The 14,823-nt window shown below is 73.5% G+C and carries 14 protein-coding genes and 1 pseudogene; 13 read left to right on the forward strand and 2 right to left on the reverse strand.

What is annotated here, in order from left to right; all coding sequences use genetic code 11:
* The first annotated feature begins 46 nt into the window (after window positions 1–46).
* Window positions 47–2,146 carry a hypothetical protein gene (locus tag ACYVK7_RS19100; RefSeq protein WP_460889297.1) on the forward strand — a complete coding sequence of 700 codons (2,100 nt, stop codon included), beginning with the start codon at window positions 47–49 and terminating at the stop codon, window positions 2,144–2,146.
* A gap of 31 nt (window positions 2,147–2,177) precedes the next feature.
* On the opposite strand, the gene ACYVK7_RS19105 is transcribed toward ACYVK7_RS19100, so the two are convergent.
* On the reverse strand, window positions 2,178–2,516 hold the full coding sequence (locus ACYVK7_RS19105) for a DUF192 domain-containing protein (protein ID WP_460889298.1): 339 nt from the start codon (window positions 2,514–2,516) through the stop codon (window positions 2,178–2,180).
* A gap of 271 nt (window positions 2,517–2,787) precedes the next feature.
* On the opposite strand from ACYVK7_RS19105, the gene ACYVK7_RS19110 reads away from it, so the two are divergent.
* From ACYVK7_RS19110 to ACYVK7_RS19165, 12 genes are all read left to right on the forward strand, one after another.
* Window positions 2,788–3,597 (forward strand): hypothetical protein, encoded by an 810-nt coding sequence (locus tag ACYVK7_RS19110; RefSeq protein ID WP_460889299.1) that lies wholly within the window; start codon window positions 2,788–2,790, stop codon window positions 3,595–3,597.
* Window positions 3,594–4,298, forward strand: coding sequence for a Flp pilus assembly protein CpaB (cpaB, locus tag ACYVK7_RS19115; protein ID WP_460889300.1), 705 nt, complete (start codon window positions 3,594–3,596; stop codon window positions 4,296–4,298). The genes ACYVK7_RS19110 and cpaB overlap by 4 nt, the downstream gene beginning before the upstream one ends.
* Window positions 4,295–5,935: a hypothetical protein gene (locus ACYVK7_RS19120; RefSeq protein WP_460889301.1), complete on the forward strand. Its 1,641-nt coding sequence runs from the start codon at window positions 4,295–4,297 to the stop codon at window positions 5,933–5,935. The genes cpaB and ACYVK7_RS19120 overlap by 4 nt, the downstream gene beginning before the upstream one ends.
* 3 nt (window positions 5,936–5,938) lie before the next feature.
* Entirely contained in the window at window positions 5,939–6,292 is a 354-nt protein-coding gene (locus tag ACYVK7_RS19125) for a TadE family protein (RefSeq protein WP_460889302.1), read from the forward strand.
* A gap of 1 nt (window position 6,293) precedes the next feature.
* The gene (locus tag ACYVK7_RS19130; RefSeq protein WP_460889303.1) at window positions 6,294–7,610 is read left to right on the forward strand and encodes a CpaF family protein; all 1,317 of its coding nucleotides are present in this window, start codon (window positions 6,294–6,296) and stop codon (window positions 7,608–7,610) included.
* Window positions 7,607–8,530 carry a type II secretion system F family protein gene (locus ACYVK7_RS19135; protein ID WP_460889304.1) on the forward strand — a complete coding sequence of 308 codons (924 nt, stop codon included), beginning with the start codon at window positions 7,607–7,609 and terminating at the stop codon, window positions 8,528–8,530. Before ACYVK7_RS19130 ends, ACYVK7_RS19135 begins: the two co-directional genes overlap by 4 nt.
* A 1-nt stretch (window position 8,531) precedes the next feature.
* On the forward strand, window positions 8,532–9,413 hold the full coding sequence (locus tag ACYVK7_RS19140; protein ID WP_460889305.1) for a type II secretion system F family protein: 882 nt from the start codon (window positions 8,532–8,534) through the stop codon (window positions 9,411–9,413).
* On the forward strand, window positions 9,400–10,671 hold the full coding sequence (locus ACYVK7_RS19145) for a sensor histidine kinase (protein WP_460889306.1): 1,272 nt from the start codon (window positions 9,400–9,402) through the stop codon (window positions 10,669–10,671). Before ACYVK7_RS19140 ends, ACYVK7_RS19145 begins: the two co-directional genes overlap by 14 nt.
* The gene (locus ACYVK7_RS19150; protein WP_460889307.1) at window positions 10,671–11,354 is read left to right on the forward strand and encodes a response regulator transcription factor; all 684 of its coding nucleotides are present in this window, start codon (window positions 10,671–10,673) and stop codon (window positions 11,352–11,354) included. The genes ACYVK7_RS19145 and ACYVK7_RS19150 overlap by 1 nt, the downstream gene beginning before the upstream one ends.
* Before the next feature lie 66 nt (window positions 11,355–11,420).
* On the forward strand, window positions 11,421–11,672 hold the full coding sequence (locus ACYVK7_RS19155; protein ID WP_460889308.1) for a hypothetical protein: 252 nt from the start codon (window positions 11,421–11,423) through the stop codon (window positions 11,670–11,672).
* A gap of 26 nt (window positions 11,673–11,698) precedes the next feature.
* Window positions 11,699–13,243, forward strand: coding sequence for an OmpA family protein (locus ACYVK7_RS19160; protein WP_460889309.1), 1,545 nt, complete (start codon window positions 11,699–11,701; stop codon window positions 13,241–13,243).
* Entirely contained in the window at window positions 13,240–13,950 is a 711-nt protein-coding gene (locus ACYVK7_RS19165) for a pilus assembly protein TadG-related protein (protein ID WP_460889310.1), read from the forward strand. The genes ACYVK7_RS19160 and ACYVK7_RS19165 overlap by 4 nt, the downstream gene beginning before the upstream one ends.
* Before the next feature lie 25 nt (window positions 13,951–13,975).
* Here ACYVK7_RS19165 and ACYVK7_RS19170 read toward each other — a convergent pair.
* Window positions 13,976–14,823: pseudogene (locus ACYVK7_RS19170) on the reverse strand (hypothetical protein); the annotation flags it as partial.

Below are 14,823 nucleotides of genomic sequence, written 5' to 3' on the forward strand. Positions count from 1 at the left end.
GGTTGCCGGACAGTTCGAGTTCACCGGTCGCCCCTAGTTTTCGAGGATGACCAGACGCGATCGCGAGGCCGGGCAGGCGCTGCCGGAGTACGTCGGGGTGACCGGGCTGGTGCTGCTGGTCGTCGCCATCGTGTTCGCCGCGGCCACGCCGGTGGCGGCCGACGTGAGCGAGCAGCTCATCTGTGCCGTGTCGCCGATCGTCAAGGAGGACGGCGCCGACGACTGCGGGGACGGCGCCGGCGGGGGACCGGGCGATCCGGGCGGCGAGGAGTCGCCGGGGGACGGGTACAGCCCCCCGGCGGGGGACTGCGAGGACGACGTCACGTTCGAGTTCGTGGACAAGCCGGAGTCCCAGTGGGACACCGCCGTCGTGCAGATCGACTGCGTCTGGTACCCCGGGCCGACGATCTGCTTCTCCGCGAACATGCCCGAGGGGCACCTCGACCGCGACCGCGGCGACCGCGTCTACCTGGAGGAGGAGATCCAGGACTTCGTGGACTGCGTGCTCGACGGCCGGGGCGGCCCGCAGGAGAACCCGAACGACGAGAGCTGCGCCAACGCGATGCCCACCAGCGGCGAGATCGACGAGGACGCGCCGCCCAAGGTCCAGGTGGGCTGCCGTGAGCTGCCGGTGCCCAAGGGGTGCGAGGCCGAGTGGGCCGCCTACGTGGACGCCCCGGAGGGCAAGGAGCGCGCCGCCCGGTCCGGGGAGCTGTCCAACTGCATCTCCGAGAAGTACGCCTCGATGGAGCCGCCCTGCGTGGTCGAGGTCACCGGCCACGTGGACAGCACGAACATCCAGTTCCTGTTCTTCCGCTGGGGCGACAGCAACGGCACGCTCATCGAGAAGCTCGGGGACGGACGCGTGCGCATCCACATCCTCAAGGGTGTGGAGTTCGGCATCGGCGCGAGCGGCAGCGACGTGGGCGGCACGCCCATCGCGTTCGACATCGCCGGCATCACCGGGTACGGCGAGGACTACACGTACGAGTTCACGGACATGCAGAAGGCCCAGGACTGGGTCGACTGGTACAAGAAATACAGCATGTCCGCGGAGATCGTGGCCAGCGGGGGCGGCCGAAACTGCCCGCCCCCGATGATGACCTCCTACTGCCCGCCACCGCCGGACCACATGCCCGACGTGGGTGACGTGATGCAGCTCCAGGAGGACGAGCCGGACCACCACCTGGTCGCCACCTCGACGAGCGACATCACGAAGGTCAAGTTCAAGGGCGGCCTGAAGTGGGGACCCAAGACCGGCCCCGTCGAGATCAAGGGCAGCGTCGAGGGCGGCTACGAGGGCGAGGTCCAGGTAGAGGACCGGCAGTGGTCGGACGGCAGCGTGATGGCCACCTACACGTCGTCCGACATCGGCGGGTTCCTGATCGGGGCGGAGCTCAGCGGCAAGCAGCCGTTCACGAAGGACAAGAACGGTAAGGAGGACAGCTCGGGCAAGGGCAAGGGCAAGGGGCAGTTCGGCGGCGAGTGGAAGGGCACCACCAGCACGTCCGTGCTCTGGAACCCGGACGGCGAGCTGTCACGCCTGACCATCGCCATGGACGACCAGGTGATGAAGACCCTCTACAAGGCGGGGATCGATCTCGACCTGGTGCTGCCCTACGGGTTCAAGGCGACCGGCGGGTACAGCAAGCAGGAGGAGGAGGGCACGCTCTCCAAGACCGAGCTGATCATCGACTTCAACCAGTACCCGGAGCTGCGCGAGAAGCTCGGCCCGAAGATCGACCAGATCTTCCCCCGCAACGACGACGGCACGCTGCGCAAGGGCGACGTCGAGATCCAGGGGCAGGACTCCGAGGGCGGCGAGCTCTACGAGACGGCCGAGGACCACGCCAACGTGCGGCGGCTCGAGTACGACATGGACCGGGTCACCGAGGGCGGCGGGTACGGCCTGAAGTGGGAGGGGCTGGACCTGTTCAAGGTCGACTTCACGTCGGTCGACGAGAACCGGGCGCTGTCGGAGTCGTCGTTCGAGGTGATCGACGTCGACGGGAACAAGCAGACGACCTCGCCGGCGCCCCAGTGCCGCGCCAAGGACTTCGAGGCGCCCGACGACTACTACACGAGCGACTTCTCCGCCCCGCCGACCCCCACCTTCCGCGGTGGCTCGAGCTTCGACAACCCATGAGCGCCGACATCCCCATGAACCGCCACCCCGGCTACCCCTCGCCCAGGGCGACCTGGCTGTCCGCCCGCAGCCCCCAGCGTTCGAAGCTCCCGACCGGGGCCTCGAGCACCTGGGTGACGCCCCGGCGCGGTCTCGTCACCGCCCAGGGGCGCAGCACCTGCGCGTGCGCCACGCGCAGGTCCGCGGTGAGGAGCGCGACGTCGAGCGGCACCCGCATCCAGGCGCCGTGCACCGACGAGCAGGGCGTCAGCAGCAGGGCCTCGGGCAGCACGCGGCGGAACAGCAGCCCTCGCGCCCTGGTCAGGACCGTGTCGGCGACGACGACCTCGGCGACGGTCCGGCCGTCCACCACGAGCTGGTTCTGGGTCACGTGCGTTCCTCTCGGCAGCGCCGGCAGGGCCGGAAGCAGGCCGCTCAGATGAGCGGGCATGTACGGGAAAACGCTCAAAAGATAACTGGTACCGCCCGACATGTATACGTTTAGTGACAGAATCTGTACAGTCCGTGGTGCAGGCGTGGCCGAACACATGCCTTTGTGGCTGTGGCGTGCCGAACCTGCGTGGGATGCGTGAACGCGTGGAGGCAGTGGTCAGGGCGGGTCTGGTCGTCGACCGGGACCGTGCACTCAACGAGGGGGCACCGTGCAGGTGATCGCGATCGGGGGGCCGGAGGGGGTACATCCGGCCGTGCACCGGGTGGAGCCCACGCTGGCGGCAGTCACGGAGGCGGTCGCCGGCCTCCTGGCCGACGACGTCGTCCTGACCACCCGTGACGAGGCGGCCCGCAGGCTCGCCCGCTCGGCCCGCCTGGTGCTCGGCCCGGAACGCATCGGGCTGCTGCACGTCGACGTCCCCGTCACGGCGTGGGCGGTGATGCTCGCGGGCCTCTCGGCGCAGGGGCTCACCGCGTCGTCGGCGCGGGCGGTGGCCGACGAGGTGCTCTCCCGCACCACCACGCGGGCCCTCGTCTCGAGCGTCGCCTCGCTGCAGCGCCCCACGCCGACGTTCCGCCAGCACGCCGGCAGCTACCTGCCGCGCACGGCGTTCGTCGTCGACACCGGCCGCGGCACGGTAGGCCGCTTCAGCGGCCGGTTCGGGGTGCCGGACGGCGGCGACCTGCTCGTCGTGGCGCGCTCGGCGCGGCCGGTGGTCCGTGACGAGGACGCCGACCTGCTGCCCCGCACTCCCGACACCGAGCTGACCGACGCGGACGCCGGCTGGACGGCGTCGCGCTGGCTGGAGGTGTCGACCATCGACGGCGCGCTGGGCACCGCCGTCGCCGGCGCGCTGTCCCGGTCGTACCTCTGGGGCGCGTGCGACGCCTGCGGGCGGGCCGTGGCCGGGGCCTGCATCTTCTGCGACATCACAGAGCGCCGCGCCCGTACCGCGCGGCCCGACCGGGGCGAGCCATCTCGCCAGAGCCTGCTCGACACCCAGGGAGTGGTCAGTTGAACCCGCGTCAGCGCCGAGGAGTCTTCTTTCTCGTCGTCACCTCGATCCTCGCGGTCGCCGTGTTCGTCGGCGTCCTCTACTACGTCCGCACCGTGAGCTCCCAGGTGGGTCCGCTGGCGACCGTGCTGCAGCTCAACCGGTCGGTGGACGCCCTCGAGCCCATCGACGAGTCCATGCTGGAGCAGGTAGAGGTACCGGAGCGCTGGGTCCCCGAGACCGCGGTGCGGGACGCGGAGGACGCCGACGGGCTGGTCGCCGCCACCGCGTACGAGAAGGGCTCCATGCTCCAGGGCGGCATGCTGATCGAGCGGCCCGGCGTGCAGCCGGGGTTCCGCGAGGTGGCCATCCTCGTGGACGCCGAGACCGGTGTGGCCGGCAAGGTGGAGCCGGGCGACCACGTGGACATCATCGCGACCATGGGCGGCACCGGGGACGCGAAGCCCGTGTCCCGGGTGTGGGTCTCGAACGTGCTGGTGCTCGAGGTGGGCCTGCCGCAGTCCGTGGAGGACCCCGACGGTCTGTCCACCGGCAGCGGCCTGCCCGTGACGTTCGCGCTGAGCACCGAGGACGCCCTGACGCTCGCGTACGTCGAGTCCTTCTCCGTGAAGATGCGCCTCGCCCTGCGCGGCGCGGGGGACGAGGACATGCTCCCGGCGGAGCAGCGCGTCTACGACGGCGCCGCGCCGAAGGGCGAGGGGTGACCATGGTGACCAAGGTGCTGCTCGCGACGCCGTCGCACGAGGTCAGGGACCACCTGGGCCACGTGTTCGCCGAGTCCGACGGGTTCGAGCTGGCCGCTGCGGTGTCCGACGGGGCCGGCGTGCTGACGGCGCTCGACCGCCAGCCGGACATCGGGATCGTGGTGGTCGACGAGGCCGCCGACGACGGGCGGGGGCACGCCGTGGCCCGCAGCGTCGGGCTGGCCACGCCGCTGACCGGCATCGTGATGGTCGTGGACGCCCACGGCCCGGCCGAGATGAGCCGGGCGATGGCCGCCGCGATGGAGGTCGGCGCCCGGTCCGTGATCGCCCGGAACGCGGGCCTGGAGGAGGTGCTGACCCGGCTCGAGTCGGTCGCGTCGTGGTCGGCGATGGCCAGGGCGTCGATCGCGGCGGAGCGCAACGGCGGTCGCGCGGGCCAGGTCGTGGCGATCGCCGGGGCGAAGGGCGGCGTCGGCACGTCCGTGCTGGCGCTGCTGCTCGCCCGCGCGGGCCGCTCGGGTGACACCACCCTCGTCGACCTCGACCTCGGGGCCGGCGACCTGACCGCCTACACGGGCGTGCGCACCCGGCGCTCGATCGTGGACCTCGCCGCCGTCGAGGGTGACGTCACCGGGCGCATGCTGCGCGAGACCACGTATGAGGTGCAGGGCGGGCTGCGGCTCCTCCCCGCCCCGAGCGAGGGCGAGCGGGGCGAGGAGATGACGTCCGCGGCGACCCGCTCGATCGTGAGCGCCCTGCGCTTCGAGTCCGGCCTCGCGGTGATCGACGTGGGCACCCACCTGGACGAGCCGCGCGCCACGGCGCTCGAGTTCGCCGACCGGGTGCTGCTGGTCACCACGCCGGACCTCCCGGCGCTGCGCGCCGCCCGGCGCAGCCTCGCGCAGTGGGACCGGCTGGCGATCCGGCGGCCCGCCGCGGTGGAGCTGGTGCTCAACCGGCGCACCCCGCGGGACGAGGTCACCCCGGCGCTGGTGGAGCGGATCGTGGAGCGCCCCGTCGCGTTCACGGTGCCCGACGGCGGTCCCGCGTTCTCCGGGGCGGTCAACACCGCGACGCTGCTGGAGACGCCGACGCCCGTGCACACGGCGGTCGCCAAGGCCGGCGCGGCGGCGATCCGGCCGGAGGCGGCCCCGGCGCAGGAGGGCGGCTCCGACGGGCCCACCGAGGTGGAGGCGCTGGTCACCGGTTCGACCCGGCAGGGACGGACCAAGGAGGCGGGCCGCAGGCGGGCCGGGCGCGCCGACGCCGAGGCCGGCCAGTCGACGGTCGAGCTGCCCGTGGTGATCATGGTGGCGCTCATGGTGGTGCTGCTGTGCGTGCAGGGCATCGGGTGGGCCTCCGGCCTGCTGGCCGCGCGGGCCGCCGCGCAGGAGGGCGCCCGCACCGTGGGCGTGCTCGGGTACTACGACGCGGTGGGGGCACCGCGCGAGGAGGTCCTGCGGCAGGTGCGCGAGGACGTCCGCGACCGGCTGCCCGGCACGATGCGCGAGGCGGTGGGCGACTCCGACATCGAGGTGCTGGCGGACACGGTCAGCGTGCGGGTGACGGTCTCGACGATCCTGCCCGGCGTGGACCTGTCGGCGTCCTCGTCGGCCGCCGTGTACCGGGAAGGCTGAGCCATGACCGGCAGGACGCGCAGGGAAGGCGGCCAGGCGACCGTCGAGCTCGTCGGCCTCGTGGTCGCCATGCTGCTGGTGGCCCTCCTGGCGATCCAGGGCATCACGGTCGCCCAGACGGCGTCGATCGCGCAGGAGGCGGCCCGCAACGGCGCCCGTTCCCTGAGCACGGGCGGGGACTGGCAGGGCGTGGTGGACCAGGCGGTCCCTGACGCGCTCGTGCACGACGTGACCGCCACGGTCGGCGACGGGACCGCGAGCGTGCGGGTCACGGTGACCGCGCCGCTCGGGGTCGCGGGCATGGACCTCGTCGACGTCTCCCTGACCCGTACCGCTGCGTTCCCGGTGGAGGACTGACATGGCGCTACGTGACCGGCTGGCCGCCGACGAGCGGCACGACGAGGACAACGACCTCGCGAAGGTGTACCGCGAGCGGCTGCTCGAGGAGATCGACGTCGACGAGCTCGCCCGGCTCTCGCCGTCGCAGCGCAGGGTGCGGCTCGAGCGGGTCCTGTCCCGCATCCTGTCGGTCGACGGGCCGGTCCTGTCGGCTCGCGAGCGCAGTGCCCTGGTCCAGCGCATCACGGACGAGGCGCTCGGGCTGGGCGTGCTGGAGCCGTTGCTGGCGGACGAGTCCATCACCGAGATCATGGTGAACGGGCCGCAGGACGTGTTCGTCGAGCGGTACGGAAAGGTCGAGCGGGTGCCCGCCCGGTTCGCGTCGGCGGAGCAGCTCTACCAGACGATCGACCGCATCGTGTCGCAGGTCAACCGCCGGGTGGACGAGTCGTCGCCGATGGTGGACGCGCGGCTGCCCAGCGGCGAGCGCGTCAACGTGATCATCCCGCCGCTGGCGCTGGACGGGCCCACCCTGACGATCCGCCGGTTCCCGACGCCGTTCCGCATGGGCGAGCTGGTGGACCGGGGCACGCTCGACCTGACCACGGCGAGCCTGCTGGGCGCGTGCGTGCGGGCGCGGCTGAACATCGTCGTGTCGGGCGGTACCGGTTCGGGCAAGACGACGTTCCTGAACGCGCTGTCCGGCCTGATCCCCGACCACGAGCGGATCGTCACCATCGAGGACGCCGCGGAGCTGTCCCTCCAGCAGGGCCACGTGGTGCGGCTGGAGTCCCGCCCGGCGAACGTCGAGGGCCGGGGCGCGGTGGCCATCCGCGACCTGGTGCGCAACGCGCTGCGGATGCGGCCGGACCGGATCATCGTGGGTGAGGTCCGCGGCGGCGAGACCCTGGACATGCTGCAGGCGATGAACACGGGCCACGACGGCTCGGTGGCCACCGTGCACGCGAACACGGCGCGGGACGCGCTGGGCCGGCTGGAGACGCTCGCGTCGATGAGCGAGCTCGACCTCCCCGCGGCGACCCTGCGCGACCAGATCAACTCGGCGATCGACCTCGTGGTGCACCTGGAGCGGGCGCAGGACGGGTCCCGCCGCGTCACGGAGGTGCAGGCGGTCACCTCGCAGCGGCGCGAGGAGTACGCCCTGACCCCGCTGATGCGGTTCGTCCCCGACCCGATCGGCCCCGACCGCTCGGTGGCCGGCGAGTTCGTGCCCTTCACCGCCCCGTCGGAGCTGGTGGAGCGGCTGCGCCGGGCGGGCGAGATCATGCCGACCTCGCAGGTCGCCGCGCCCGCCGAGGGGGGTGGCGCCCGATGACCGTGCTGCTGATCGCCCTGGGGCTGCTGGTGACGCTGGTGATGGCGGCGGCGACCGTCGCGACGCTGGTGAGCAACGCCGAGACCGAGCGGCGCATGGTCGAGACGGCCGACCTGGACCAGCCGGCCGGCGTGCCCGTGTTCACCCGGCTGGACGTGCACCTGGTCCGGTTCCGGTGGGGGCAGCGGCTGGTCGCGCTCCTGGCGGGCGCCGGCCTCCCGGCCTGGTCGCCGTCGCTGTTCCTCACGGCGGCGGGGGCTGCGGCGCTCGTGGTGGGTCTGGGCATCCTGCCGGTCTTCGGCTGGGCGACGGCGGGGCTCGCCGTGCTGGTGGTGGCGGTGGGCGCCCGGCGCTGGCTGGACCGGCGGCGCAAGCAGCGCGTCGACCGGTTCGTGGCGCAGCTCCCGGAGCTCGCGCGGCTCCTGGCGAACGGCGCGTCGGCCGGGCTGGCCGTGCGCCGGTCGCTCGAGCTCGCGGCGGCCGAGATGACCGAGCCGGCGGCGTCCGAGGTGGAGCAGGTGGGCGCCGAGATGGCGGTCGGCCGGTCCATGCGGGACGCGCTCGCCTCGCTGAGCGACCGGCTGCCGTCCCGGGAGCTGTCGGTGCTGGTGCAGACGCTGACGATCCAGGGCCGGTCCGGTGGTGAGCTGGTGACCGCGCTGTCCGGGATCGGGCAGACGCTGGAGGAGCGGCGCAGGCTGCGCCGTGAGGTGGTGACCGCAACGATGGGGGCCCAGTTCTCCGGGTACACCGTGATCGTCCTGGCGTTCGGCGCCGTGGCGCTGATGAACGCCTTCAGCCCCGGGGTGGTGGACCTGATGCTCACCAACCTGGCCGGTCAGGTGGTGCTGCTGGTGGCGACCGGGCTGTTCGTCGTCGGCTACGTGCTGGTCCGCCGGCTCGCGCGGGTGGAGGTGTGACGTGCTGGAGCTCCTGATCGCGGCGGCCGCCGCACTGCTGGTCGTCGTGGGGATGGCCGCGGGCCGCCTGCTGACCACGACCGGGCTCGAGGAGATCGAGGCCGAGTACGCGCCGGACGCGGAGCCGCGGCCGCGCGGGTTCGCGGCCGTGCTGGACCGGATCGGGGCGCCGCTGCTGCCCGCCGCGGTGCGGATGCTCGGCCGGCAGCGGCTGCAGCGGCTCGACACGGCGATCCGCCGCGCCGGGCGGCCGGAGGGCGTGACGCTGACCATGTTCGTGCGCCGCGAGACGGCCCTCGTGGTGCTCGGCGTCCTGTTCGGCCTGCTGTTCACGCTCCAGGACCTCTGGGTCATCGGCGTGCCCCTCGCGCTGGTGCTGGGCGGGTGGATGCGGATCTGGCTCTACGGGGAGGCCAACAAGCGGCGGCACCAGATCGACACGGAGCTGCCCGACTTCCTGGACGTGCTGAGCGTGACCGTGACCGCCGGCCTGGGCTTTCGCCAGGCCCTGGAGCGGGTGTGCGACTTCCACGGTGGCGCCCTGGCCGCGGAGATGCGCACAGCGCTGCAGGAGATGAACGTGGGCGCGTCCAGGAGGCAGACCTTCGTCGCGCTGCGCGAACGCAACCGGTCCGCCGCCGTGGGGACGTTCGTGACAGCGCTGTTGCAGGCCGAGGAGCTGGGCGTGCCGCTGGCTGACGCGCTCACGAGCATCGCGTCGGACGTGCGCCGCGAGCACGCGGAGAACATCCGTCAGCGCGCGGCGCGCGCGGCGCCCATGGTGTCGCTGGCGGTGACGGCGACGATCCTGCCCGGCGCCCTGATCCTGATCGTGTCCGCGGTCCTGATCGCGAACGCGGGGGTGCTCGGTGAACTTTTCTGAGCGGCTGAGCCCGCCCCACGCCATGGACGCGACCACCCAGCGGGCCATCGGCCCCGCGGTGCGGCTGCTGTGCCAGGTGCGGCTCGCGGTGCTCGCGTTCGCCCTGGTCCTCGCCCTGCTCGACGGCGCGGGCTGGCTCGGGGTGTTCCTCGTGGTCCTCGCCGCGCCCTTCTCGTTCGTGCCCGCCCTGAACTGGGACACCCGGGGGCGCACCTACGCGCGCAACGGGATCCTCCTGGCCGGCGACACCGCCGTGGCCGTCGTGGCGCTGCTGCCGCTGGCCGGGTCGCCCCTGATGACGGTCTACGCGGCGGCGACCGCGGCCCTCTGGGGACTCTTCGCCGGGCTCCGGCTCGCCCTGGTCATGGCCGGCCCCCTGTGCCTGTACCAGCTCACCGCCTACACCGACGGCTGGCGGGGCCTGGTCACCGGCATCGCCGGTGCGGCGCTCACCGTCGTCATGACCTGGACCGGCACCCACCTGGGCCGACGCCTGCGCAGGCAGGCGCTCCTGTCGGTCACGCTGGCGACCACCCGCGCGGACCAGGCGGCCCTCGCGGAACGGCTGCGCCTGGCCCGCGACCTGCACGACACCGTCGCCGGCGACCTCGCGGGGCTCGCCCTGACCGCGCGCGGGCTCGCCGACCGGCTCGACCGGGAAGGCGCGCGCCCCGCCACCCTCGAGGTGGCGCGCGCGCTCAGCGGCGCCGTCGCGACGGCGCACCAGCACACCCGGCGCGCCCTCGGCGACCTGCGCGACGAACGGGACGGCATGGCGGGGCCCGTGACGGAGGTCGCCAGGCTCTGGACGGACCGCACCGGGACGCCGGCGGTCGTGCAGGCGGGACCCGGCGTGGACCAGGCCGGCGCCGGCCGCGCCCAGCACGTCCGGGCCGTCGTGACCGAGCTGCTGGAGAACGTGCGCAAGCACGCGGGCGCCTCCCGCGTGGAGATCACCCTGACCATGCGCGACGGGACCGTGGAGGTACGCGTCTCGGACGACGGCGTCGGCCTCCCCGGCGGGGTCGCACCAGGCGGCAGGTACGGGATGCGCGGCGTCCGGGAACGGGCGGAGCTGTGCGGCGGCGACGCCACCTGGGCACCGGGGCCCGACGGCGGCACCGTCGTCCGGGTGGTGCTGCCCGCCGAGCCCCCCGGCACCCCGGGCGACGAGCAAGGCGGCGCGACCCGCGCCGCGCCGAACCGGACGCCGCGGCCCTACGGCGGCAACCGTCAACCGACAGCGGAGGTGGCGTGATGCGAATACTCGCCGTGGACGACAACCCGATCATCCGGATGGGGCTGCGGACCCTCCTCGACGGGACCGAGGGTGTCACGTCCGTGACCGACACGGGAGACCCCGACGAGGCCGTGGCCCAGGTACGCGGCGGCCACGTCGACGTGGTGCTCCTGGACGTCCGGATGCCGCGCACGAGCGGCCTCGAGCTGCTCCCACGCCTGTCCGACGCGACGGTCGTGATGCTCACCCACACCGACGACGCCGCCACGGTGTCCGAGGCGCTCGCCGCCGGCGCGGCCGGGTACCTGGTGCACGGCGCGCTGGAGCCCCGGGCGATGGTGGACGCGATCCGGCTGTGCCGGAACGGGAGCCAGGTGGTCTCCGGCGTCTCCGCGGGACTCACCGCACCCGGTACCGCCCCGGCCGTGCGCGGCCTGCTGTCCCGGCGCGAGGCCGAGGTGATGGACCGGGTCGCCGACGGGCTGTCGAACGGCGAGATCGCGGCCCTGCTGTTCATCTCGGAGAAGACCGTGAAGAACCACGTGAACAGCCTCTTCGCCAAGCTCGGCGTGACCACGAGGAGCCAGGCCATCGTGCGCTGGCTCCAGTCCGGCCCGAGCGCCGCTAGTGCCGTGGGCCCAGCCGGAACGGGCCCCCGGGTAGGGCCGGGAACCCTGGGCGTCCGGACCGCCGCTCCCTAGGTTTGCTGGTGTGGCCGCAGCCCGGAAGAGCGGCCGACGACCGGACTTCGACGTATGGAGGACCTCATGAACAAGCTGACCGAGAAGACAGTCGCCGCCAAGGCGGCCCTGCGGGACCACGTGGCGCGTGCGGTGCTCCGTGCGCAGGACGACGAGCGCGGGCAGGGCACCGTCGAGTACGTCGGCGCCGTCCTGCTGGTCGTGGCGGTCGTCGGCATCGTCATCGCGGCGAGCACCGAGGTGGGCGACGCGATCGTCACGCAGCTCACCGAGGCGGTCACCGACATCGGCGGCGCCGGCGGCGGTGGCGGCGAGTAGTCCTGACCACGACGACGGAGGTGTTGATGCGCCGGATGATGCTCACCGCGCTCGCGGCCGGCCTGGTAGGAGTCCTGTCCGGTTGCGGGCTGGTCGACCCAGGACCGAGCGGGCCGACCGAGCCCCCGTCCGGCGCACCGGCGCCCACGGCCTCGCCGGGAGACACCACGTCTCCCGGCGAGGTCGTCGCCGTCGACAGGGAGTGGCACGACGCGCTGATGCACCTCGAGGTGCGTCCCGTCGAGGTGGACGGCGACCTGGCGGTCCTGCGGTACGACTTCACCGCGACCCCCGTCGACCCCGAGCGGCCGCTGCGGTCGTCCACCGTGCTGCTGGCGTTCGGCGGGCTCGGGAACTCCGTCACCGACGGCCGTGGCGTACGGCTCTTCGACACCACGGACGGCGTGGTCCATCCCGTGGCGCTGACGCCCGACGGCTCCCCGGCGACAACGATCGAGCCGGTGGACTCCGACGACGACGCCGTGCGCGGCGCGGCGACCGCCGTGTTCGCCGCGCCCGAGAACGAGTCGGTGGACGTCCTGTTCCCCGGGTTCGGCACCGTGCAGGTGCCGGTGGTCCCGGCAGCCGAGGGCTTCGACGACGCCGTCGACCAGGTGGGCGGCGCCCGCGAGGCGTGGACCACCGAGCTGCGCGCCTTCACCCACGCCTACGACGCAGGGTCCACGACGTCCGCCGAGGACGGGGACGTCACGGTCACGCTGGCCTCCGACGTCCTCTTCGCCTCCGACGACCACACGCTGTCCGCGGCCGCGGGCCGCGTCGTGGACCGGGCCGCCGCGTCGATCGCCGAACAGGCGGACGACGGCGCCGTGCACGTGGTCGGCCACACCGACGACGTCGACACCGACGCCTACAACCAGAAGCTCTCCGAACGGCGGGCACGCTCCGTCGCCGAACGCCTGGGCGCCCGGCTCAGCGACGACTACGCCGTGACCGAGGAAGGTCGCGGCGAGAGCGAGCCGGTCGTCGACGGGAAGAGCCCGGAGGCCCGCGCCGCCAACCGCCGCGTCGAGATCCACTTCCAGGGCCACCTGGTCGTGGAGGACGACGCCGCGAGCGACGTGCCGACCACGGACGCGCCGACGGCGAAGAACGCCCCCGTCACCTTCGCGACCAACAACGGCGAGTACACCGTCGAGGTCCGGTCGGTGGAGCGCCGGCCAGGAGCGCTCGTCGGCACCCTCGCCGCCGAGCGCGTCGAGGGCGACTCGGTCGACGCCGCCTGGTTCCTGCCCGCCAACGTGAACGTCGTGGGCGACCGCATGTTCGGCGCCCTGGCCGAGGCGGCCGGGCCCCACAACCTGTCCCTGCTCGGCGCGCAGGAACGAGTGCTGCCCTTCGACTACGTCGCGGAGGAACGGGCCGGCGGATTCCTGCTGCGCCGGCTGCTCGGCGACGAGGACGTCACCCCGCTCGACCTCGGGGAACCGGTGCTCATCACCGTCGTCTGGCCGGACACCGGCCAGGACACCGTGACCGTCGACGGCCCCGACCGCTTCCGGATCACCGACGTACCGGTGACCGACCCGCCGGCAGGAGACCAACCGTGACCCGGACGACCCCGCAGGACCGCGAACGCGGCTCCATGCACGTGATGACGATCCCCGTCGCCGTCGGCATGCTGAGCGTCGCCGTGCTGGTCATCGCCATGGTGGGCGGGGCGACCAACGACCGCCGTGAGGCAGGCACGGCCGCCGACGCGGCGGCGCTCGCCGCCACCCAGGAGTGGGACCAGCACCTCGGCCTGCTGCACGGCCTGCACCTCGGGGTGTCCGAGCCCGAGGCGTTCTGGGGCCTCGCCGAGGTGGCGCTGCTCGGCCCGGGCCTCAGGGACGACATGGTCGAGGCGGCCCAGGAGTTCGCCGAGCGCAACGGAGCCGAGCTGACCTCCTTCGCTGTCGACCCCGAGACCCTCCAGGTGACCGTCGAGGTGGAGCACGACGAGCTGGTCCCAGGCACCGAGGTGCGCTCGAAGGCGTCGGCCACCGCCGGCATCACGCTGAACGGCGGCCTGTGCGTGGGTGACGACGGCCTGGGCTGGCTGATCGACGGCCTGTGCGCCACCGAGCCCGAGCCCGACGAGGAGGGCTCGAAGGACGGTGGCACGGGCGGTGGCACCGACGCGGGCGACAGCGAGGACGGTTCGGGTGAGGAGGAGGACGGCTCGGGTGACGACGACTCCGGTGCCGAGGAGGAACCGGAATGGACCGCGCCGGAGGTGGAGCCCTACTCCAGCGCCGTCGTGCTGGTGGACTGACTCTCGGTGACGGGGGCCGGGCCGGTCAGGCCCGTGGGCCGGTGGCTCGACGACGGCGGCCGAACGCGACGCCGCCCAGCAACGCCCCCGGGACCCCGCCGAGTCCGGGCACGGAGAACCAGCTCGTGTCCTGCGTGCCGCGGTCCGGCCCGCGCCCGTTGTCGCTGCCCGCACCCTTCCCGTTGTTGCTGCCCGGCCCCTGGCCGTTGTTGCTGCCGGGACCCTGGCCGTTGTCCTTCGCCGGTCCCTTCCCGTGGGGGTTGTCGGGGTTGCCGGGCGGGCCACCCGAGTCGGCGGCGGGCGGCGGCGTTGTCTCGGCCGGAGGCTCCGGCTCCGGCTCGGGCCTTGGTTCGGGTTCCGGTTCTGGCTCGGGTTCGGGCTTCGGTTCCGGCTCGGGCGCCGGAGCGGGCTCCTGCGGGGCGGGCCGCTCGGCGGCCGGTGCCGGTGGTGCCGGGGCAGCGGGAACGACGTCCGGCTCCGGCTCCGGCCGCGGGGCCGGCATCTCGCGCTCGGGCGGCGCGACGGGCTCCGGCGTCGGGGCGGCGTCCTCCTGGGGCGTGGCCGGCGGCTTCGGGTCGGCCGGCGGATCCTTCTGCGGTGCCGGCTCGGCCGGGGGCGCCGGTTCGGGCGGTTCCGGCGCGCTGGGCGGCGCGGCCGCCTGGATGGCTTGGGTGGGTGGTTGGTCGTTCTGCTGGGCGATGAGGGCCCAGGCGCCGCCGCCGATCGCGAGGGCGGCCAGGACGCCGGCGGCGACGGCGGTCTCCTTGGGGCCGAACGAGCGTGGTGTGCCCGTGGTGGTGCCGGTGGCTGCGCCGAGGGCTGCGGTGCCGGCGGTGCTGGTGAGCAGGCCGCCGGTGACGAGGTGCTGGCCGA

Source organism: Promicromonospora xylanilytica (assembly GCF_054782895.1).

What these genes read in the sequence shown, in the direction of transcription:
- ACYVK7_RS19100 (WP_460889297.1), top strand. Translation starts at nt 47, where the DNA reads ATGACCAGACGCGATCGCGAGGCCGGGCAGGCGCTGCCGGAGTACGTC.
- ACYVK7_RS19125 (WP_460889302.1), top strand. Translation starts at nt 5,939, where the DNA reads ATGACCGGCAGGACGCGCAGGGAAGGCGGCCAGGCGACCGTCGAGCTC.
- ACYVK7_RS19130 (WP_460889303.1), top strand. Translation starts at nt 6,294, where the DNA reads ATGGCGCTACGTGACCGGCTGGCCGCCGACGAGCGGCACGACGAGGAC.
- ACYVK7_RS19135 (WP_460889304.1), top strand. Translation starts at nt 7,607, where the DNA reads ATGACCGTGCTGCTGATCGCCCTGGGGCTGCTGGTGACGCTGGTGATG.
- ACYVK7_RS19150 (WP_460889307.1), top strand. Translation starts at nt 10,671, where the DNA reads ATGCGAATACTCGCCGTGGACGACAACCCGATCATCCGGATGGGGCTG.
- ACYVK7_RS19155 (WP_460889308.1), top strand. Translation starts at nt 11,421, where the DNA reads ATGAACAAGCTGACCGAGAAGACAGTCGCCGCCAAGGCGGCCCTGCGG.
- ACYVK7_RS19160 (WP_460889309.1), top strand. Translation starts at nt 11,699, where the DNA reads ATGCGCCGGATGATGCTCACCGCGCTCGCGGCCGGCCTGGTAGGAGTC.